The 19,207-nt window shown below is 36.4% G+C and carries 21 protein-coding genes; 16 read left to right on the top strand and 5 right to left on the bottom strand.

The window, feature by feature from the left end:
* Positions 1 to 17: 17 nt before the first annotated feature.
* Positions 18 to 1,178: a serine hydrolase domain-containing protein gene (locus OZ002_RS07710; protein ID WP_002295411.1), complete on the bottom strand. Its 1,161-nt coding sequence runs from the start codon at positions 1,176 to 1,178 to the stop codon at positions 18 to 20.
* Positions 1,179 to 1,342: 164 nt separating this feature from the next.
* Here OZ002_RS07710 and mltG point away from each other — a divergent pair, with 164 nt between their 5' ends.
* The 7 genes from mltG to OZ002_RS07675 all read left to right on the top strand — a co-directional run bounded on the left by mltG (position 1,343) and on the right by OZ002_RS07675 (position 6,861).
* On the top strand, positions 1,343 to 2,518 hold the full coding sequence (gene mltG, locus OZ002_RS07705; RefSeq protein ID WP_002295410.1) for an endolytic transglycosylase MltG: 1,176 nt from the start codon (positions 1,343 to 1,345) through the stop codon (positions 2,516 to 2,518).
* A 135-nt stretch (positions 2,519 to 2,653) separates the two neighbouring features.
* Entirely contained in the window at positions 2,654 to 3,133 is a 480-nt protein-coding gene (gene greA / locus OZ002_RS07700; protein WP_002295409.1) for a transcription elongation factor GreA, read from the top strand.
* A gap of 167 nt (positions 3,134 to 3,300) precedes the next feature.
* On the top strand, positions 3,301 to 4,032 hold the full coding sequence (liaF, locus tag OZ002_RS07695) for a cell wall-active antibiotics response protein LiaF (RefSeq protein ID WP_002295408.1): 732 nt from the start codon (positions 3,301 to 3,303) through the stop codon (positions 4,030 to 4,032).
* Positions 4,029 to 5,096, top strand: a complete 1,068-nt coding sequence (liaS, locus tag OZ002_RS07690; protein WP_002318624.1) for a two-component system sensor histidine kinase LiaS — start codon at positions 4,029 to 4,031, stop codon at positions 5,094 to 5,096. The genes liaF and liaS overlap by 4 nt, the downstream gene beginning before the upstream one ends.
* Positions 5,097 to 5,102: 6 nt before the next feature.
* On the top strand, positions 5,103 to 5,735 hold the full coding sequence (locus OZ002_RS07685) for a response regulator transcription factor (RefSeq protein WP_002295404.1): 633 nt from the start codon (positions 5,103 to 5,105) through the stop codon (positions 5,733 to 5,735).
* Positions 5,736 to 5,874: 139 nt separating this feature from the next.
* On the top strand, positions 5,875 to 6,540 hold the full coding sequence (locus tag OZ002_RS07680; RefSeq protein WP_002289151.1) for a potassium channel family protein: 666 nt from the start codon (positions 5,875 to 5,877) through the stop codon (positions 6,538 to 6,540).
* A 27-nt stretch (positions 6,541 to 6,567) separates the two neighbouring features.
* A complete protein-coding gene (locus OZ002_RS07675; RefSeq protein WP_002318627.1) occupies positions 6,568 to 6,861 on the top strand; it encodes a HesB/YadR/YfhF family protein in 294 nt (97 codons plus the stop codon).
* Positions 6,862 to 6,928: 67 nt separating this feature from the next.
* Here OZ002_RS07675 and OZ002_RS07670 read toward each other — a convergent pair whose 3' ends face one another.
* Both OZ002_RS07670 and OZ002_RS07665 read right to left on the bottom strand, forming a co-directional pair.
* Positions 6,929 to 7,876 carry a phosphoglycerate dehydrogenase gene (locus OZ002_RS07670; RefSeq protein WP_002289148.1) on the bottom strand — a complete coding sequence of 316 codons (948 nt, stop codon included), beginning with the start codon at positions 7,874 to 7,876 and terminating at the stop codon, positions 6,929 to 6,931.
* A 177-nt stretch (positions 7,877 to 8,053) separates the two neighbouring features.
* A complete protein-coding gene (locus OZ002_RS07665; protein WP_002289147.1) occupies positions 8,054 to 8,857 on the bottom strand; it encodes a DUF1189 domain-containing protein in 804 nt (267 codons plus the stop codon).
* A 145-nt stretch (positions 8,858 to 9,002) separates the two neighbouring features.
* Between OZ002_RS07665 and OZ002_RS07660 the strand changes: the two genes are divergently transcribed.
* The 5 genes from OZ002_RS07660 (at position 9,003) to OZ002_RS07640 (ending at position 13,443) form a co-directional block, all read left to right on the top strand.
* A complete protein-coding gene (locus tag OZ002_RS07660; RefSeq protein ID WP_002317368.1) occupies positions 9,003 to 9,917 on the top strand; it encodes a cation diffusion facilitator family transporter in 915 nt (304 codons plus the stop codon).
* Positions 9,918 to 9,964: 47 nt separating this feature from the next.
* Positions 9,965 to 10,435, top strand: coding sequence for a GtrA family protein (locus OZ002_RS07655; protein WP_002292862.1), 471 nt, complete (start codon positions 9,965 to 9,967; stop codon positions 10,433 to 10,435).
* 84 nt (positions 10,436 to 10,519) lie between these two features.
* Entirely contained in the window at positions 10,520 to 11,128 is a 609-nt protein-coding gene (locus OZ002_RS07650; RefSeq protein ID WP_002298541.1) for a superoxide dismutase, read from the top strand.
* A gap of 133 nt (positions 11,129 to 11,261) precedes the next feature.
* Entirely contained in the window at positions 11,262 to 11,462 is a 201-nt protein-coding gene (locus OZ002_RS07645; RefSeq protein ID WP_002292860.1) for a cold-shock protein, read from the top strand.
* A 754-nt stretch (positions 11,463 to 12,216) separates the two neighbouring features.
* Positions 12,217 to 13,443 carry an LCP family glycopolymer transferase gene (locus tag OZ002_RS07640; RefSeq protein ID WP_002295400.1) on the top strand — a complete coding sequence of 409 codons (1,227 nt, stop codon included), beginning with the start codon at positions 12,217 to 12,219 and terminating at the stop codon, positions 13,441 to 13,443.
* 106 nt (positions 13,444 to 13,549) lie between these two features.
* Here OZ002_RS07640 and OZ002_RS07635 read toward each other — a convergent pair whose 3' ends face one another.
* On the bottom strand, positions 13,550 to 14,020 hold the full coding sequence (locus OZ002_RS07635; protein ID WP_002292857.1) for a TspO/MBR family protein: 471 nt from the start codon (positions 14,018 to 14,020) through the stop codon (positions 13,550 to 13,552).
* A gap of 321 nt (positions 14,021 to 14,341) precedes the next feature.
* Here OZ002_RS07635 and OZ002_RS07630 point away from each other — a divergent pair, with 321 nt between their 5' ends.
* Positions 14,342 to 14,920: a lytic polysaccharide monooxygenase auxiliary activity family 9 protein gene (locus OZ002_RS07630; protein WP_156249167.1), complete on the top strand. Its 579-nt coding sequence runs from the start codon at positions 14,342 to 14,344 to the stop codon at positions 14,918 to 14,920.
* Positions 14,921 to 15,093: 173 nt separating this feature from the next.
* Here OZ002_RS07630 and rlmD read toward each other — a convergent pair whose 3' ends face one another.
* Positions 15,094 to 16,476: a 23S rRNA (uracil(1939)-C(5))-methyltransferase RlmD gene (gene rlmD / locus OZ002_RS07625; protein WP_049142257.1), complete on the bottom strand. Its 1,383-nt coding sequence runs from the start codon at positions 16,474 to 16,476 to the stop codon at positions 15,094 to 15,096.
* A 106-nt stretch (positions 16,477 to 16,582) separates the two neighbouring features.
* On the opposite strand from rlmD, the gene recX reads away from it, so the two are divergent.
* The 3 genes from recX (at position 16,583) to ntdP (ending at position 19,178) form a co-directional block, all read left to right on the top strand.
* Entirely contained in the window at positions 16,583 to 17,380 is a 798-nt protein-coding gene (gene recX, locus OZ002_RS07620) for a recombination regulator RecX (RefSeq protein WP_002326064.1), read from the top strand.
* The gene (gene mutY, locus OZ002_RS07615) at positions 17,373 to 18,551 is read left to right on the top strand and encodes an A/G-specific adenine glycosylase (RefSeq protein ID WP_002332049.1); all 1,179 of its coding nucleotides are present in this window, start codon (positions 17,373 to 17,375) and stop codon (positions 18,549 to 18,551) included. The genes recX and mutY overlap by 8 nt, the downstream gene beginning before the upstream one ends.
* A gap of 93 nt (positions 18,552 to 18,644) precedes the next feature.
* Positions 18,645 to 19,178 carry a nucleoside tri-diphosphate phosphatase gene (gene ntdP / locus OZ002_RS07610; protein ID WP_002290817.1) on the top strand — a complete coding sequence of 178 codons (534 nt, stop codon included), beginning with the start codon at positions 18,645 to 18,647 and terminating at the stop codon, positions 19,176 to 19,178.
* The last annotated feature ends 29 nt before the right edge of the window (positions 19,179 to 19,207 follow it).

Genomic DNA, 19,207 nt, shown 5'->3' with positions numbered 1-19,207 from the left:
GGTTTTTTTGTTTCGACTTAGCTTTTTAAATTAACACCTTCCATCAGTTCGTAAATCTGATTTCTTAAATCAGTGGCCGGCAATTTGATGTTTTTATCAGATTGGATATTACTTTCCATGACGATTGCATCTTTTGTGTCTTTTTTCATCGCCGCTACTGCATGGAATCGATTGATATTTCCCTGAGCAAGGATATAATCATTTCCACTGTAAACACCGCCGCTGTAAGGATGTTTATCACCATTATTTTGCCACAATGAGAAAAGTAGTTCTTTTGGTATAATATCGCCAGACAGAACACTGGTAAAGAATTTGTTCAAGTCATAAACAGACATACTTATATTTCCTGTGCCTAATTCATTTCGGATGTCTGTTTCAGGCTCGACCAATGCTTTTGAATAATCGTCAGTTGCAGACATTTGGTAAGATACAGCATGCTGAGGGGAATTTTTTACATTTTCATAAAAATCTGTATGTTCTAGATGGAGTGGCCGAATGATTTCTTTTTTTAAAAGAGTTTCATAAGGCTGATTCGTTAGTTTGATCAATACCCCTGTAAGCAATGTATAATTTAATGGTTCATAATGATACGTATCATAATCAGTAAATTTCAAATGATGAAGGGCAAACTGAATGATCTCACTATCTGACATAGGTTTTTTTGGAGAAGCGGTTCGATGAAGACCAGAGCGCATGTAAAGCATATTTTTGATTGAGATTTGCTGACTTCCAGGAATCTGAGGATAAAATTCAGATAGCTTTGTGTCAAAAGTTATCTTGCCAGATTGAATTTGTTTTAGGATAAGTAAAGCAGTCATCGCTTTTTGGATCGAACCGATTTGATAGTAAAGAGAAGGAGAATTCGATTCTTTTATGCGTAGATTTGCGTACCCATATCCTTTTTCTAATATCACTCGATTATTTTTGCGTACATAAATCGAACCGATATAATCTGATTTTTGCAGTAATTGATCAATTTTGCTGGCAAGCATCTGCTCATTAGATGTTAAATTGGAAGCAAGTTGTGCGGGTTCCGTTTTATAAATTTGTGGTTGAGGTTGTTTTGTTAATTGCCATCCTGTAATGATGCCTGTTGAAAAGAAGCTGACAGCCAGCAACAAAACTGCGAGAAAAGAAAGAGAGATCTGCTGTTTTTTTTGATGTTTTCCTTTTGCCATGTTAATTCCTTTCTATCCATTTTTAACTATTTTTCATTGTAATCCTCAAAAAGAGCATTTGCCACTTACAATTTTGACATAATATTTGGTAAAATAATTCACGGCAGTAGAAATTTCATGTATAATAAACAGAGTTACGAAGATGATAGTAAGGAGGAGTTGTTTTGTCAGGAAACAAACAACACCCAAGCAAAGACAAAAAAGAAGCCAGTAAGGCAGCTACAGCAGATATAATCGACAAGCGGAGAAATCTGCGTAAAAAAGAAGATAAGATCGTGAGGAAGATCATTTTAGTGATCGCTCTTACATTATTGATTATTGGCGGATTTCTCGGGTTTACCGTATATCGTTATGTAGATAGCGGGTTGAAGCCTTTAGATAAATCGGACGACCAATTAGTCCAAGTGGAAATCCCAAGCGGCTCTTCTAATAAGCAGATTGGCGAAATTTTGGAGAAAGACAATATTATTAAAAGTGGGATTGTTTTCAATTATTATACAAAATTTAAAAACTTAACTGGCTTTCAAGCTGGTTATTATCAGTTAGCGCCTAATATGACTCTTGATGAGATTGGCAAGCAGTTGCAAGAAGGCGGCACATCTGAGCCAACAAAAGTTGCAGATGGGAAAATTGCCATTCCAGAAGGCTACGACATCGATCAGATTGCTGAGCGGGTAGCGAAGGTAACTGGTAAAGACAAGAAAGAATTTTTAGATTTAGTAAATGATGAGACTTTCTTTAACGAGTTGTATCAAAAATTCCCAGAATTGTTGGAAAGTGCCTCTAAAGCTGAGAACACAAAATACCGTTTGGAAGGCTACTTATTCCCAGCTACTTATGATTACTACACGAGTACTTCGCTTAAGGATCTTGTGATTGAGATGGTGAACAAGACAAATACGGTCATGCAAAACTATTATTCAGCTATCAAACAGAAAAATTTGACTGTACAAGAAGTTTTAACTTTGGCTTCTCTAGTTGAAAAAGAAGGCGTAAAAGAAAATGATCGTAAAAATATTGCACAAGTCTTCTTTAACCGAATCAAGGCAAATATGCCACTTCAGTCAGATATCTCTGTTTTATATGCATTAGGAGAACATAAAGAATTGGTGACGTATGAAGATACAGCTGTAGATTCACCATACAATTTGTATACCAATACCGGCTATGGGCCTGGTCCTTTTGACAATCCAAGCGAAGAGGCAATCAAGGCAGTATTAGAACCAGCAGAAAATGACTATTATTATTTCGTAGCAGATACGAGCACTGGAAATGTTTATTTCGCTAAAACGTATGAAGAACATATGGAACTAGTGCAAAAATATGTAAATAATTCTTAGAAAAACAGGGGCTAGTCATTGATCATTTTTAGAAAAACATTTACATTTTAAGAAAAGCGTGGTAATCTTTTTTGGACTATATTCCTCAAAAGATTACCTTTTGCGGTATTTTATCGAAAAAAGGAGACGTTACACATGGTAGAGAAAGTTTATCCAATGACTCTAGAAGGTAAAGAAAAATTAGAAAAAGAATTAGAAGAACTAAAAACAGTTAAACGCGGAGAAATCATTGAACGAATCAAAATCGCTCGCGGTTTCGGAGATCTTTCCGAAAACTCCGAATACGAATCAGCTAAAGATGAACAAGCATTTGTTGAAGGAAGAATCACAACAATTGAAAATATGATCCGTTTTGCACAAATCATCGATAATGACGGCGTAGATGCAGATGAGGTATCGATCGGTAAAACAGTTACGTTCATCGAGTTGCCTGATGGAGATGAAGAAGAGTACACGATTGTCGGAAGTGCTGAAGCAGACCCGTTTTCTGGAAAGATTTCCAATGATTCTCCTATCGCGCAAGCATTGATTGGCAAACGTAAAAATGATGAAGTAACTATTGCTACACCAGGTGGCGATATGTTAGTTAAAATCGTCAAAGTAGAACAAGCGTAGTCTGACTGAAAGATCTAGAGAGTTCATCTTACTGATGACGCACTCTAGATCTTTTCTCTTTGAGTATTGCAGGTTTCACTGAACGATCTTACATCTAAAGTCCTATAGCCAACAGTCAAAAAAATAGGTATGATGAAATGAGAATGTGTCAGGAGGGAGAAAAAGCGATGAATAGTTCTTGGCGTTTTTTTGTGGTAGTCGAAGCACTGCTGCTGTTATTTGCTGTTTGGCAAATCGTAAACAATACTGGACTTTTGCTTTTAGTAATATTCGGTATTTTCAATATATATCTAGCTATGCGCAAATATCCTCGTACTAAATTTCAAAATTTTCAATTGATCTTAGGGAGCTTGGTCATTTTTTTTAGCTTAGTCAACAGTCCTGCTTTATGGATGATGGTTGTATTGGCCGTTTTATTTATCGGCCTGAAAGGTGTAGAGATTTCAGGAATAGATTTGACAAAAAATGCTTTTTGGCGAAAAAAACAGATCATGATGGTCCAAACAGAGCAATTAAAAACACATAATAATGAGCGTAAAAGACAGCAATTATTTGGTAACCAACGTATTGGAAACGACGTCTATGAATGGGATGATATCAACATTGCCATCATTTCTGGTGATACTATCATCGATTTGGGCAATACACTTTTGCCAAAAGATGATAATATTGTGATTGTAAGAAAAGGGATAGGCAGAACACGGATCTTAGTACCCCTGGGAGTGGCTATTCGATTAGAGCATGCGACATTAGTAGGAAATGTCTTGTTTGAAGAAGAGCAGTTTTCCTTAAAAAATGAACAGATCAAAATCTGCAGCAGTGATTATGATGAAAATCCTCGCAGATTGAAGATCATTACTAATACCTTGGTCGGAGATGTCGAGGTGATACGAATATGATGGGAAGAATATCCAAAGCAATGCTAGCTGTTTATTCGGGGATTGCGGCTTTCCTTATTATTCTATTTTCACTTTTCACTTATTTTTATGCCAGTAACCAAAGTCATTGGTGGGGAGAATTGCTGCGTGCGCGTTTATTATACGTTCCGCTTATCTTCCATTTGATGGCAATTTCATTAGGTGTAGGATTGATCGTATTTCTATTGTTATCACTTATTCAAAAGGCAAAATACGGGAAAATCGAAGAAAAGCTTCGTGCACTTTCTTCTGGCAATTATGAATCCAAACTTTTGCATCAGCCGATCCCAAGCGCGTCGGATGATCTGTACATCAAAGATATTGATATGGAAATTACTAAAATAAAAGAAAAAATGATCGAAGTATCCAGTGAATTACAGATTATGACTAGCCGTCCTCAATATGTAGATGGACAAACCAAAGAAGAGATTTTAGAATTAGAAAGGCATCGATTAGCTCGTGAGCTTCATGATTCAGTTTCACAGCAATTATTTGCAGCGATGATGATGATGTCGGCATTGACGGAGCAAGCAGAAAAAAGTGAGACACCAGAAATGTTCCGTAAGCAGTTGAAAATGGTGGCAGAGATCATCAACGCTTCCCAGTCTGAGATGCGTGCGCTGCTTCTTCATCTGCGTCCAGTCAATTTAGAAGAAAAAAGTTTAAAACAAGGCATTGAGCAGTTATTGAAGGAATTGCAGAATAAAATCCAGATTTCGCTAAAATGGGATGTAGAAGATGTAAAATTAACTAGTTCCATTGAGGATCACTTGTTCCGAATCGTTCAAGAATTGTTATCAAACACATTAAGACATGCTAAGGCTAATGAATTAGAAGTCTATTTGCATAAAATAGATAACAATCTTTTATTACGTATCATTGACGACGGGACAGGATTTAATATGAATGAAACCAAAACGGGAAGTTATGGATTGAACAATATCAAAGAACGAGTAGCTGGTATTGGTGGAACAGTAAAAATCATTAGTTTTAAAGGGCAAGGTACGAGCGTGGAGATCAAGGTCCCTTTGATGAAGGAGGCATAGATAAAGATGATAAAAGTTTTATTAGTAGATGACCATGAAATGGTACGCTTAGGCGTCTCTTCTTATTTATCTATCCAAGAAGACATTGAAGTGATTGGAGAAGCTGAAAATGGACGTCAAGGCTATGAAAAGGCGATGGCACTTCGACCAGATGTCATTTTAATGGATCTAGTCATGGAAGAAATGGATGGCATCGAATCAACAAAAGCAATCTTAAAAGATTGGCCAAAAGCCAAAATCATTATCGTCACAAGTTTTATTGATGATGAAAAAGTTTATCCTGCAATTGAAGCAGGAGCAGCAGGATATTTGTTGAAGACGTCTACCGCACATGAAATAGCTGATGCTATAAGGGCTACGCAACGCGGCGAGCGAGTATTGGAACCTGAAGTGACAACAAAAATGATGGAAAAAATGAGTCGGCGAAATGATCCAGTATTGCATGAAGAATTAACGAATCGAGAAAATGAAATTTTGATGCTGATTTCTGAAGGGAAAAGTAATCAGGAAATCGCGGATGAATTGTTTATCACACTGAAAACAGTTAAAACGCATGTGTCGAATATATTAGCTAAGTTAGAGGTAGAAGACCGAACTCAAGCAGCTATCTATGCGTTTAAACATGGTTTGGTGAAATAAAAACGATGATAAAGAGGATAATCAAAAGCTGAGAAAATAACTATTATTTTTCTTGGCTTTTTTACAATAATGATGCTTGCTTTTGTTTTTGGAAAGGCTTTGTTATACTGAGAAAAGAAGATACTAAAGGAGGAAAATGGTGAAACAAAATTTTGCAATTGTAGGCCTTGGACGATTTGGCGGAAGCATCTGCCGTACACTGATCGAAGCTGGACAAGAAGTACTGGCTATTGACAGTAATGAAGATCGAGTCAATGAATATATGAATATAGCCACTCATGCTGTTGTGGCAAATGCACAGGATGAGATGACACTTCGTTCATTAGGTATAAGAAATTTCGATCATGTAATTGTCGCTATTGGAGAAGATATCCAAGCCAGTATCTTAGTTACTCTGATGGTAAAGGAAATGGGCGTACCGAATATTTTAGCAAAAGCCCAAAATGAGTACCATGCCCGTGTACTAGAGAAGATCGGAGCAGATCGTGTCGTACACCCTGAGCGAGACATGGGGATACGGATTGCACATAACTTAGTATCAAAGAATATTCTAGACTACTTAGAGCTGTCAGATAAATATTCTTTAGCAGAAATCCGAGTCTCCAATCCTAAATTTTTCAACAAAACATTAGCTGAATTAAATTTCAGACAACGTTTTGACTTAACAGTAGTCGCCATACGAAGAGTAGATCAAACGGTTATCGCTTCTCCTGCAGCAGATGAATATGTTCGTGAAAATGATAATCTACTGGTGATTGGAGAGACAGGCGATGTGGATATTCTAGACGATAAGATGAATCAATAGAAAGAAAAGAGAAAGTAGGTTGTTGGGATGGAATTAACGGTAACGCCAAAAGCACAAAAGTGGTTTGACTCAGAAATTGATCTGCCAGAAACTTACGGAATACGTTTTTTTGGAAAAGTCTACGGCAAAACAGAGGTTCATGATGGTTTTTCGATTGGAATGTCAGTTGAACAGCCAGAACATCCTGTAAAGAAAGTGGAAATGGATGGGACACTTTTTTTTATCGAGGAAGCAGATGAATGGTTCTTTAAAGGATATGATTTACTTGTTGATTATGATCCCAACCTGGAGGAGCCAACCTATCACTTTAAAAAACAATAAAAAAAGAGAGGGTGACACAATTTTTGTCACCTTCTCTTTTTTCTTTTGAAAATATTGTTTTCAGCTATTAATATCCTGCAGACAATTTTACTTGATTGGTTTGAAGCTCATGGGTGGCAAAGTAGCTTTTCAGATTGGTTAAAAAAATAGCCATTAATTTCTTTTGAAAATCAGGTGTCAAACCTGCAATGTGGGAAGTAATCAGTACATTGTCCATTTTCCAAAGAGGATGATCTTGTGGAAGAGGCTCTTCCTCAAAAACGTCTAATGCTGCAAAGGAAAGTTGCTGGTTATTTAAAGCCTGCACCAGATCTTGTGTCTTAACAGAAGCACCACGGCCAACATTGATGAATACAGATTTTGGATCAAAGTGTTCAAACATATGCTGATCAAAGAGCCCAGTTGTTTCCTCCGTTAGAGGTAAGATATTGACTACGAAATCTACTTCAGGAAGAACTTCCTTTAGTTGATTTAAAGAAAAAGTCTTTTCCATTCCTTCTGCTGGATGACCGGATGTATTGATTCCATAGCAGTTCATGTCTAATGCTTTGCATTTTTTTGCAATCATTTTTCCAATATGGCCAGTTCCAATGATTAGTATTTTTTTTCCTTGGATAGATTGGTAATGGACCGATGAACCTAACCATTTCATGTCACTCTGTGCCTTTTGTGCTTGAAAAAGACCACGAGAATACCCAAGGATGATTCCTAAGACATGCTCCGTAATCGATTCACTGTGGATGCCACTACCATTTGAAAGTAAAATATGTTTCTTTGAAAAAGTCTCAAGGGGTAGCTGATCAACACCAGCTGAGATAGATTGGACCCATTTCAAGGTAGAAGAGGCTAATAGTTTTTCTTGGTAGTCTGAGTTCCAGCCCAAACTGATCTCTACATTTTGTAGATCCTCTGGTTGTAATTCTGTTTTAAAGATATAACCAGGCGCTATAGTATGGATTTCTTCGATAAATTCATCACGAAATGGACGATCTGCATAAATGATTCTTTCTGACATAGTTAATTTCCCGCCTTTCTTTACTCTAAGTGTAGCGCATACAAGAAGAACTTTGAAGCGCCTTGCTTGTTTTTTGAGAAAGAAATATTTTTCAAATAAAAAAGGGGCTGTGACAAAAAAATGTCACAACCTCTAAAAGGGTCTATTGAAGTAGAAATAACGAGTTGTCTTTATTTCTTAATTGATCGATATTTTTGCCCATCCTTTGACAGCTTGAGCAAAAATAAAGATTCCTGCAAAAGCAATGAAGGCGCTAGTGTCAAAAGAAGGAAGAAAGACCATCAAGATTGTTGCAATTATAGTAGGCAATGAAATTGAATAGATCAATGTTTTTAAACAATCAAGAAAAGTAGCTTTTGTTAGTCGAAAGCGTGCATAGAGAAAAGCAGCAATGTTGGTAAATAGCAAAGTGATCAGCAGATTCAGAAAACTAGGATAAATAGAAAATATAAATGTCAGGACTTTTATCCAAAGTGGTATAGATGCTTCACTTAAAAAAGAACGGAGCTGCTTACCTGTTAAGTTTTTTAAAGATTCATTGGTGTAGGGAAGTTCTAATTGGTTATTGTTCAACAAAGCAGAAGTCGTGCCTGTATTAGGAAGAGCTATGATAAGTTTGTTTTTTAACATCCCGACACTAACAAAATTCCCCATCAAATCAGTAGAGATGTCCTGTTCTGTTCGTTTTCCCTCTGGATCAAATGTGAAGATAATGGAGTTTGTTTGGTAAATGAATCCTTCTTTTTCTTCGGTTTGAAGCTGCCCGTTTTGGATTGTAAAATCAGGAATGCGAGTAGCAATCTTTTGCCCATCCAATTGAATGTTGTTTAAGACTTGAAAAACTTGAAAAGAGATTGGCAAAGCCATAATTATACTCAAAACTAAAAGATAGACAATGGCTTTCCAAAATGGGACATTTCTCGCCTCCTTTAGGTCTTTGAATCGTATAAAGGAACTGATAATTAATTGTTTTGTTGTCATAAGTACTCCTCATCTAGTAGTGTCATCACTTGCAATTCTAGCGAAGTATCAAGTGAAATACAAGTGCTTTAGGGAAACAGCTGAATGATTGGTGAAATATCAAAAAAATGTTATTCTTGTCTAAAGACTATCCAATATAAATAAAATGGAGGAAGGAATAGTGCCTACACAGCCACAGAGATCATCAAAAAAACTATTTGGAGTAGTGGTTTTGAATGCGGTGATCACTTTATCAGAATTTATTGGAGGGATTATGTCAGGGAGTTTGTCTCTTGTTTCAGATGCTTTCCATAACCTTAGTGATACATTGGCAATTATTTTTTCTTACGGGGCACAAAAAATGGCCCGAAAAGAAGCAAATAAAAAACGTACGTATGGCTACCAGCGTTTAGAAATATTGAGTGCTTTCATCAACTCATTCATATTGATCATATTATCCTTGTTTTTAACCGTTGAAGCATTCAAGCGGTTCACTTCACCAGAAAAGATAAATAGTCATTTGATGCTAACAGTAGCAGTTATTGGATTGCTCGCGAATTTGTTCTCAGTATTATTATTACGACAAGAAGCAGATGAAAGTTTGAATATAAAATCTAGTTATTTGCATTTGTTAAGTGATACACTGTCTTCGGTAAGTGTGATTATCGGAGCAATTTTGATCCGTTTTTTCGATATCTACTGGATCGATCCAGTTATTACACTGATCATTTCGATATATATATTGATAGAAGCGATAATGGTGATCAAAAAAGCTGCCGCTATTTTGATACAAAGTGCACCTGCTATCGACTATGAAAAAATGGAACAAGAAATTGAAGCAATCGATGGGGTAAAGGATGTTCATCATGTCCATATTTGGCAGTATAGCGAAAAGATAATTATTTTCGACGGACATATTGATTTTGAAGATCAGCTACTAAGCGAGATTGAAAAGATATATCCTCGTATAATTTCTTTATTAAAATTAAAATATGGTATTACACATGTGACGATCCAAGCAGAGACAAAGGCAAAGGATCAAAAAAAATTAATTTTTTTAAATAAAGATGAAAGTTATTGAAATATAGAGTATGATAAATAAGAATTTTTAATAAGGTAGGTTGGCTCATGAAGCAGTATCGACAGTTAAAAGGATATTTAGAAGCAAAAGGATATTGGGAGATACTAGTCTATCTCTTTTTTGGTGGTTTGGCTACGATTGTAAATTTTGTTAGTTTTGCTCTCGCACGCCAATATTTTGATTTAAGTATGGCCTTATCCAATTCTATTTCGTGGTTTTGTTCTGTATTGTTTGCTTTTGTAACGAACAAACTTTGGGTATTCCATTCAAAATCACCGAATTTTACACATGCACTTATTGAATGCGGTAAGTTCTTCTTCTACCGTATCCTTTCTTACGGATTGGACATGGGGGCAATGGTATTGTTGATCAATGTTATGAACAGCAATGAGTATGTGGCGAAAATCATCACTCAAATTATTGTTATCCTTGCGAACTATATTTTCAGCAAGTTGTTTATTTTTAAAGAAACTGAGGTTTTTGAAGAAGAAGTAGGTCAAAGTGAAAAAGACGACTAGGCATAACAATTGAAGAATTTCCTTCTCTTTGTTACTCTTTGTAATGTAGACATTATTAAGAAAACATTGAGGAGGAATTTTTTTATGACTTACACATTACCAGATCTACCTTATGCATATGACGCATTGGAACCTTATATTGACGAAGAAACGATGCATCTGCATCATGATAAGCATCACAATACTTATGTGACGAATTTAAATGCAGCAATTGAGAAATACCCAGAATTAGGCGAAAAAACAATAGAAGAATTATTATCTGATATGGACGCTATTCCAACAGATATCAAGACAGCTGTACGTAACAATGGTGGCGGACATGCTAACCATTCATTTTTCTGGGAAATCATGGCACCAAATGCTGGTGGCGAACCTACAGGAGAAATAAAAGAAGCGATTAATGAAGCTTTTGGTGATTTTTCTTCTTTTAAAGAAGAATTCAAAAAAGCAGCCGCTGGACGATTTGGTTCTGGATGGGCTTGGCTTGTAATGGAAAATGGAAAATTAGCTATTACCTCTACTGCAAATCAAGATTCTCCATTGATGGAAGGAAAGACACCAATTCTAGGTTTGGACGTTTGGGAACATGCTTATTATTTGAAATATAAAAATGTCCGACCAGATTATATTGCAGCATTCTGGAATGTTATTAATTGGGATGAAGTAAACAAACGTTTCGAAGCAGCAAAATAACCATTTCCTCCGTCATATCAGTCTTAAAAATAATTTGGAAAATAAAAGAGCGAAAGCTTGCTAGCGTTTTCTAAATTGGGTATAATGTTCTTGCAAGGTTACTTGCAAGAACTTTTTTGGAGGCTATACATTTATGGAACACGGAACGGTTAAATGGTTCAACAATGAAAAAGGATTTGGGTTTATTACAGTAGACGGCGGAGATGACGTATTTGTTCATTTCTCAGCAATTCAAGGAGACGGCTTCAAGAGCCTAGAAGAAGGTCAAGAAGTAGAATTCACGATTGTTGAAGGTGCACGCGGACCTCAAGCTGCTGAAGTGACTAAATTATAATAATTTGTTGAATAAAGACACGACTTCTTAGAGAGTCGTGTCTTTTTGTCTATTTATGAAGTTTTTAGATTTTTTGGCTAAGTAAATGCATTTGTTCACTTGACATGTCCTAACTAATTATCAAGCAAGGAACATTTTCTTCGTTAGTAATGGATTTTAAAGAAATTTCAGTTTTTGGATGTTGAATAAAAGACCATTTGTGAAACCACTAGTATACATACTCATTACCATGTCAATTCTATTACTTTAAAAGAAAATCGTTTTACTTTGAAGAGGAGCATATCTATCCATTAAAAGATGATGGTAATGCAATCACTAGTTCGAGTCATTTTAAGAGCCATGCAGTGAGCTGGAAATAAAACGAATAGAAGATGGGTTTAACAAAAGGACCAGTCATAGGAAGAAATTTTCGTGAAATCGAATGATAATCTGAACGGTAGGCAAAGACTGTTAAAAAGATGGGAAAGGTATGTGCGATCATTTTACTGCACGATTATTTGGAAAATACTTTGTTGTTCGCTTTTTCTGGAAAAAATACATAAAAAAAAGATAAAACGATTGCGAACTGCGTGTATTCGGTCTTTCGATCTTTTTCACGGTATGGTATGATAGTTAAGAATTTTGAGAAATTTTAAAAAATAATAATCGTTACACAAAAATGTTTTTTAAAGTTTTCTTATGATTAAAAAGTGAATTTGCTGATTGAACAGTTATATGAGACAATATTTTAGAAAATGTGAAACAGAGGTGTATTATGAAGCGATGGCAAAAAGTTCTATTAACCTTGTTAGGGGTATTCGTTTTGCTGATTGCCGGATTATCAGCATACGGAATCAGATTTATGGGAGAAGCGAGCCAAACAGTAAACAAAATTTCTAAAAACTCTAATCGAATATCCTCCAAACGTTCTGAGAGAGTAAGCATTGATGATAAAGAACCTTTTTCGGTTTTGCTATTAGGTTTAGATACCGGTGGATTAGGAAGAACGGAACAAGGACGTTCTGATACGATGATGGTAGTAACAGTTAATCCGAAACAAAAAAAATCAACGATCATCAGTTTGGACCGAGATATTTATACGAATATCGTAGGTTATGGAACGGTAGATAAATTAAATCATGCCTATGCATTTGGTGGTGTCGAAATGGCCATGGATTCAATTGAGCAACTGCTCGATATTCCTATTGATCATTATGTAACGATCAATTTGGATGGCATGGAAGATTTGATCAATGCGGTCGGTGGCATCAAAGTGAATAATAAAATTGACTTTACTTTGGATGGTGTCCATGTACCAGTAGGTGAACAAACATTGAATGGAGAAAAAGGTTTAGCCTATTCTCGAATGCGACACGAAGATCCAGAAGGCGATATCGGTCGACAACGTCGTCAGCGGGAAGTAGTGACGAAAATCGTCAATAAAGTTTTAAGTTTAGATGGCGTAAGCAATTATAGAAAAATTTTAAAAGCAGTTGAGAACAATGTGACGACGGACTTAGATTGGGATGACATGCTTGATGTAGCGACGAACTACACCCCGGCGTTTGAAACAATCAAACAAGACCAGTTGCAAGGCGAAGGACAAATGATCAATGATATCTACTATCAAATTTTAGGAAAAAATGATCTTCTTTCGATCCAAAATGAACTGAAGAAACAATTAAATATAAAAACAAGCGATACATTACCTAATTTGAAAAATGAGAATGCTTCAATGATGTTCTTTGATGATTCGGAAGATGGCGATTCGACAAACGGTGATGGATCGAATAGTGAAGGGTACACCGATTATTCTTCCTATTCAGAAAACACATATGATCAGTACCAAGATCCGAATACCTATTATCAGCAAACAGAAGATACAAGTCAGTACTATACACCAAGTCAAGATACTCAAAGTTATGATCCTTACGCTGGACAGGAACAAAATGGTTATGGTTATGACCAGAATAATGAGTATGGAACAACAAGTGGGTACTAGAAAAAATAGTATGGTTAATAAAGAGTGCCACCTAAATTAGACAAAAAATCTAACTTAGGTGGCACTTTTTCTATGTGTTAAATTACAGGACGTCTCTTTTAAGCCCTTAGTTTAAAAAATAAATTGAATAATTCAATAGAGTTGCGAATAGTACCCATAAATAATAAGGAATCATGAGCCACATTGCCAGGCGATGATGCAGCCACAACTGATACATAAGCACTGACAAGAAAATAACTAAAAGTGTAATATCGATTGCTGCAATGAAAATATTTCTTAAATTAAAAAATAGAGCAGACCATATAAAATTAAAAATGAACTGAATCACAAAAAGACCGACAAGATTGTTTCGCTGTTTTTTGTTGTTGTGATTAAGTAACAAATAAAGAGAAATACCCATCAATATATACAGTAAGGTCCACATCGGCCCAAATATCCAGCTAGGTGGTGCAAATGGTGGAAGTTGCAAAGAATAGTAATATTCTCCGGGATTTCCGCTAAGCAACCCTGATAAAAAGCCTAATATGACAATTCCTATAACACAAACCCAAAAACGAATATCTTTTATCATCTTCATTTTACTAACTCCTTTCTATAATATTAGTTTACCATGAAGGCTCACAGCAAGACCTGTATTTAGTTTGTGAAGTAAGAAAAAAATTGATGATTGTTGTTATTAAAAAGTTGAACATTTGTTTATATGAATGATGTTTTTGAAAAAGATCATATGATTTGATTCTCATGTTTTTTATTTGTACTTTTCTCGTCTACTTCTGTTATAATCTGCATCTTACTTTTTTCACCTTTTTTACTTCAACATAAAATTATAAAAGCATAATGTTTGTGTTAATACAATAAAGCGTTTACAATGTGGCTATCAAATGAAGGAGGTTTCTACATGAAAAAGATTAGTACGTTATTGTTTATTGGGTTAGTTAGTTTAGGGTTGTTCGGTTTTAGCATTCCAGGTTTTGCGCATGGTTATATTACTTCTCCAGGAAGCCGTGCATACCTAGGAACATCAGTAGCAGGAAACTTAAATCAAAATGTCGGAAGAGCACAATGGGAACCGCAAAGTATCGAAGCTACCAAAAATACATTCATTGATGGAAAAATTGCTAGTGCAGGAGTCAGCGGCTTTGAGCCTTTAGATGAACAGACATCTAACAGATGGCATAAAAACATGGTTAATCCAGGAACATTAAATATTACTTGGAATTTAACAGCACAACATCGGACAAGTACTTGGGATTACTACATTACCAAACCAACTTGGAATCCTAATCAACCTTTGAAATTTAGTGATTTTGAATTGATCACAAAAATAGACGACAAAGCAACTGTTCCACCAAAAACAGTCAACCAAACGATCACACTTCCGCAGGATCGAAAAGGATATAATGTTATTTTAGCAGTATGGAATATCAGCGATACGACAAATGCATTTTATCAAGTGATAGACGTAAATATCCAATAATAATCAAAAAGGGCTGTGACAAAAACTATGTCACAACCCTTTTTTTAAATAAATAGTGTCCTCCTGTTAACTCTTCGGTCACAAGTACAGTATTCATAAAACATGAAGAGCTATTTTTGTTTGGTTGTTCTTATTACTTGATACAGGGCAGACTTTTTCACAACCTCTTTCATTTAGTCAGCGAGTCTCGTCATCTTCACGACAACTTCACAACGTGCAGTCTGAGGAAACATGTCGACAGACTGTAAATATTCAATCTTGAACTTTTTACTTAAATTAACCAGATCTCTGGCAAGTGTAGAAACATTACAGGAGATATAAACAAGTTTTTTTGGAGGGTATTTCAATAATGATTGAATCAATGCGTTATCCAAACCCGTACGTGGTGGATCTACGATGATACCATCAGGCTGAAAACCTTCATTCAACCATTTAGGCAGAACTTGCTCTGCTGTCCCGACTTCATATCGAGTGTTGTGATATCCTAATCTTTCCGCATTTTTTTTTGCATCAGCGATTGCTTGAGGAACGGTATCCATTCCCCGTACTTCTTTGGCTTGTTTTGCTACACTTAAGCCGATCGTCCCAACTCCGCAATAAGCATCCACGATCGTTTCATTAGGCTGGACATCTAATGCTTTAATTCCTTCGCCATAAAGCAATTCGGTCTGCTGAGGATTGAGTTGAAAGAAGGCACGAGGAGAAAGATCGAAAGTCACTTCATTGATTTGTTCTTCAATGGCTTCTTTTCCCCATAAGTGGATCGTTTCATCCCCCATCACGAGAGACGTTTTTTGTGCCTGGACATTTTGCATGATTGAAACAACTTCGGGCAGTCGTTCATTGATCTCACGGATCATTGCGTTTTTTTGCGGGAATTTTTTACTGCGAGTAATAAAAACAACTTGTAACTCCCCAGTTTTAACACCGATTCTAACCATGATTGTGCGGAAGATTCCACTGTTTGTCCGTTCATCATAGATGGGTGCATCAAATTTATTCAATAGTTGAACAACAGTATTCATTATTTTTTGTGTTCGAGGTTCTTGAACCAAGCAGTCTGTTATAGGGACTAACTGATGAGAGTTTGCTTCGTATAAACCAGCTTCAATTTTTTGAGTCTGCTTATTTTTTCGTAACTGAAATTGTGCTTTGTTTCTATAATGCCAAGGCTCATCCATCCCGATCGTCGGCAAAAGTTGATAAGATCGAAAGCCTGCTGGTTTGAATTTTTCCAATGCTTGCAAAAGCAGATCCTTTTTAAAATCCAATTGAGCTTGATAAGCTAAGTGTTGTAATTGACAGCCACCGCATTCATAGTAAACAGGACATGGTGCCACTACGCGATCTTTGCTTGTTTTTTTGACTTTTATTAATTCTCCTTCTGCATAGCGAGGAGTTGCTTTCGTGATTTTCACTAGTACTTCTTCTTTTGGTAGTGCATATGGAACAAATATGATCAACCGTTTGAAATAACCGATTCCTTCACCATTTATGCCTAAACGCTTGATTTTCAAAGGAACCGTTTGTCCAGTTTTGACAATTGTTTCTGCCATAAGTATCTCCCTTTTTCTTTTTTCTGTGGTTTATTCTAACATATAATACCTGATTACGGGGATTTTCTGTGGTATGATAGAGAATATATGTTCGAGGAGGATGTTTATGTTAACCGTTACGAGAATCAGTAAAGGCAAAGGCCCTTTCTATCGCGTAGATTTATCTGAAGGAGAAGCTTTACAAGTATCTGAAGATGTATTAGTACGCTATCGATTATTAAAAGGACGGGAATTAGACGAAGAAACTATCCAAGAGATCAAGAAGAGTAGCGGAGCTGATTTCGGGTTTCACCTAGCAATGAATTACTTAAGTTATCAGTTGCGATCGGAAAAAGAAATCCGAACATACTTAAAAGAAAAGGAAATCCTTCAAGAAGATCGAAATAAAATCGTAGCCCGCTTAAAAGAATTGGACCTTGTCGATGATTTGGTCTATGGGGAAAGTTATGTGCGCACGAATATGCGCTTAAGTGACAAAGGACCAAAGAAATTAGCGCAGCAGATGCAGCAAAAAGGTTTGAAACCTGAAATCATTGAACAAGCGCTCAGCCAATATACATTTGAAGACCAAGTTCAAAATGCACATCAGACAGCCGAAAAAGCGTTTGGAAAAAATCACGGAAAAAGCCAAAAAGAATTATTGAGAAAAATCCAACAAACATTGATGACGAAAGGCTTTTCTCAAGAAGTGATCCAACAAGCGATGGCTGATCTTCCGCAAGAAGCAGATCAAGAAATAGAATATGATTATTTAGTCAAACAAGGAGATAAACTATGGCGAAGAAATTTAAGGTTTGAACCTAAAAAAAGAAATCTAAAAGTAAAGCAAAGCTTATATCAAAAAGGATTTGATTTGGATATGATCCAGCGATTCATTACGGAAAAGGAAGAGGAAAGTGAATAAAGAATGGGAAAAATGGACAGATAAAGAAACAAAAGAATTTCAAGATCAGTTTATTCAATGGTATGAACAAGAAAAAAGAAACCTGCCTTGGCGCTATAATCGTGATCCTTATCGTATCTGGATCTCTGAGATCATGCTTCAGCAAACCAGAGTAGACACAGTGATCGATTATTTTTATCGTTTCATGGAATGGTTTCCTACAATTGAAGAGCTAGCAAATGCTCCAGAAGAAAAGCTTTTAAAAGCATGGGAGGGCCTTGGTTATTACTCAAGAGCCCGGAACATCCAAGCTGCTGCTAAACAGATCATGTCAGAATTTGATGGGGAAATGCCGCAAACGCCTGAAGAAATTAGCTCATTGAAGGGAATAGGACCATATACGACAGGCGCGATTGCAAGTATCGCATTTGGACTTCCAGAACCCGCGGTTGACGGCAACGTGATGCGAGTAGTCAGCAGATTGTTTTGCATTGAAGCAGACATCGCAAAAGCTTCTAGCAGGAAAATCTTTGATGAAGCGATGCGGAAAATCATTGATGAAAAGCATCCAGGTGAATTCAACCAAGCAATGATGGATCTAGGTTCAGCTATCTGTACACCAACTTCTCCAAAGTGTGAGACTTGTCCGATCCAAGCCTTTTGTTTAGCTAACAAACGAGGAATCCAAACGAGTTTTCCTGTAAAAACAAAAAAAGCAAAGCCAAAAGACGTTTATTATATCAGTGCGGCTCTTCAAAATCATTCTGGAGCGTATTATTTTGAAGAAAGAGATAGCCAAAAATTGCTGGCGAATATGTGGACATTTCCAATGATGGAAGTGACACAAGAGGAGTATGAGCGATTGAAAAAAGAATGGGAAACAAAGCCAGAAATCGATCTGTTTGATGACCTAGTAGCAGAAGAAGAGCAAAATCTCCCATTTGAAAAGCAGGAACTCTTTGTTTGGCAGACACGACATTTAGGAGAAGTTACTCATATTTTTAGTCATCTGAAATGGCATGTTCTCCTTTTTTACGGACGGGCAACCGAGGGAGCAGAACAAGAATTTACCGAGAACAAAACTTCGAAGTGGTTGAAGCCTGATGCATTTGATTCGGTCGCTTTTCCTAAGGTCCAAATGAAACTGGTAGATCAGTTAGAGAAAAATCGAAACAATAGGAATCCTTTCTAGGCAAAGCTCATTTTTATTGATATAATAATTATGATGTCGGTGTAATGAACACCCAAACACAAAGCACAAAATGCTGCTTAAGGAAGGGTTGCTATGGGAGTTCCAAAAGAAGGAGAGTTTGTGACGATCCAAAGTTACAAGCACGACGGCAAATTGCATCGAACGTGGCGAGATACCATGGTATTAAAAACAAGCGAACACTCTATGATCGGCGTGAATGATCACACATTAGTCACTGAATCTGATGGACGCCGATGGGTAACGCGCGAACCAGCGATTGTTTATTTTCATAAAAAATACTGGTTCAATGTAATAGCAATGATCAGAGAAAAGGGGGTTTCCTATTATTGTAATCTAGCTTCACCTTTTTTGCTGGACGATGAGGCCTTGAAATATATCGACTATGACTTGGATATCAAGGTATTTCCTGACGGCGAGAAACGACTATTGGATGTCGATGAATATGAGATGCACAGCAAAATGATGAATTATCCGAACGATATTGACTTCATCCTAAAAGAAAATGTGAAGATTCTGGTTGACTGGATCAATAATGGAGATGGCCCGTTCTCGGAAGGCTATATTGATATTTGGTATAACCGTTACAAGCAATTGTCGCGTAAGTAAACACAAAAAAGAACAGTAAGCCAATGAGA

The sequence above is a fragment of the Enterococcus sp. E4-150 genome, assembly GCF_035726465.1.
GTDB classification, from domain to species: Bacteria; Bacillota; Bacilli; order Lactobacillales; family Enterococcaceae; genus Enterococcus_B; species Enterococcus_B faecium.
This window is presented reverse-complemented; position numbering and strand designations above follow the sequence as displayed.

What these genes read in the sequence shown, in the direction of transcription:
- OZ002_RS07710 (WP_002295411.1), bottom strand. Translation starts at nt 1,178, where the DNA reads ATGGCAAAAGGAAAACATCAAAAAAAACAGCAGATCTCTCTTTCTTTT.
- OZ002_RS07665 (WP_002289147.1), bottom strand. Translation starts at nt 8,857, where the DNA reads ATGACAACAAAACAATTAATTATCAGTTCCTTTATACGATTCAAAGAC.
- liaF (WP_002295408.1), top strand. Translation starts at nt 3,301, where the DNA reads ATGAATAGTTCTTGGCGTTTTTTTGTGGTAGTCGAAGCACTGCTGCTG.
- liaS (WP_002318624.1), top strand. Translation starts at nt 4,029, where the DNA reads ATGATGGGAAGAATATCCAAAGCAATGCTAGCTGTTTATTCGGGGATT.
- greA (WP_002295409.1), top strand. Translation starts at nt 2,654, where the DNA reads ATGGTAGAGAAAGTTTATCCAATGACTCTAGAAGGTAAAGAAAAATTA.
- OZ002_RS07660 (WP_002317368.1), top strand. Translation starts at nt 9,003, where the DNA reads ATGGAGGAAGGAATAGTGCCTACACAGCCACAGAGATCATCAAAAAAA.
- OZ002_RS07670 (WP_002289148.1), bottom strand. Translation starts at nt 7,876, where the DNA reads ATGTCAGAAAGAATCATTTATGCAGATCGTCCATTTCGTGATGAATTT.
- OZ002_RS07640 (WP_002295400.1), top strand. Translation starts at nt 12,217, where the DNA reads ATGAAGCGATGGCAAAAAGTTCTATTAACCTTGTTAGGGGTATTCGTT.
- rlmD (WP_049142257.1), bottom strand. Translation starts at nt 16,476, where the DNA reads ATGGCAGAAACAATTGTCAAAACTGGACAAACGGTTCCTTTGAAAATC.
- OZ002_RS07675 (WP_002318627.1), top strand. Translation starts at nt 6,568, where the DNA reads ATGGAATTAACGGTAACGCCAAAAGCACAAAAGTGGTTTGACTCAGAA.
- OZ002_RS07645 (WP_002292860.1), top strand. Translation starts at nt 11,262, where the DNA reads ATGGAACACGGAACGGTTAAATGGTTCAACAATGAAAAAGGATTTGGG.
- OZ002_RS07635 (WP_002292857.1), bottom strand. Translation starts at nt 14,020, where the DNA reads ATGAAGATGATAAAAGATATTCGTTTTTGGGTTTGTGTTATAGGAATT.
- OZ002_RS07650 (WP_002298541.1), top strand. Translation starts at nt 10,520, where the DNA reads ATGACTTACACATTACCAGATCTACCTTATGCATATGACGCATTGGAA.
- ntdP (WP_002290817.1), top strand. Translation starts at nt 18,645, where the DNA reads ATGGGAGTTCCAAAAGAAGGAGAGTTTGTGACGATCCAAAGTTACAAG.
- OZ002_RS07630 (WP_156249167.1), top strand. Translation starts at nt 14,342, where the DNA reads ATGAAAAAGATTAGTACGTTATTGTTTATTGGGTTAGTTAGTTTAGGG.
- OZ002_RS07655 (WP_002292862.1), top strand. Translation starts at nt 9,965, where the DNA reads ATGAAGCAGTATCGACAGTTAAAAGGATATTTAGAAGCAAAAGGATAT.
- OZ002_RS07685 (WP_002295404.1), top strand. Translation starts at nt 5,103, where the DNA reads ATGATAAAAGTTTTATTAGTAGATGACCATGAAATGGTACGCTTAGGC.
- recX (WP_002326064.1), top strand. Translation starts at nt 16,583, where the DNA reads ATGTTAACCGTTACGAGAATCAGTAAAGGCAAAGGCCCTTTCTATCGC.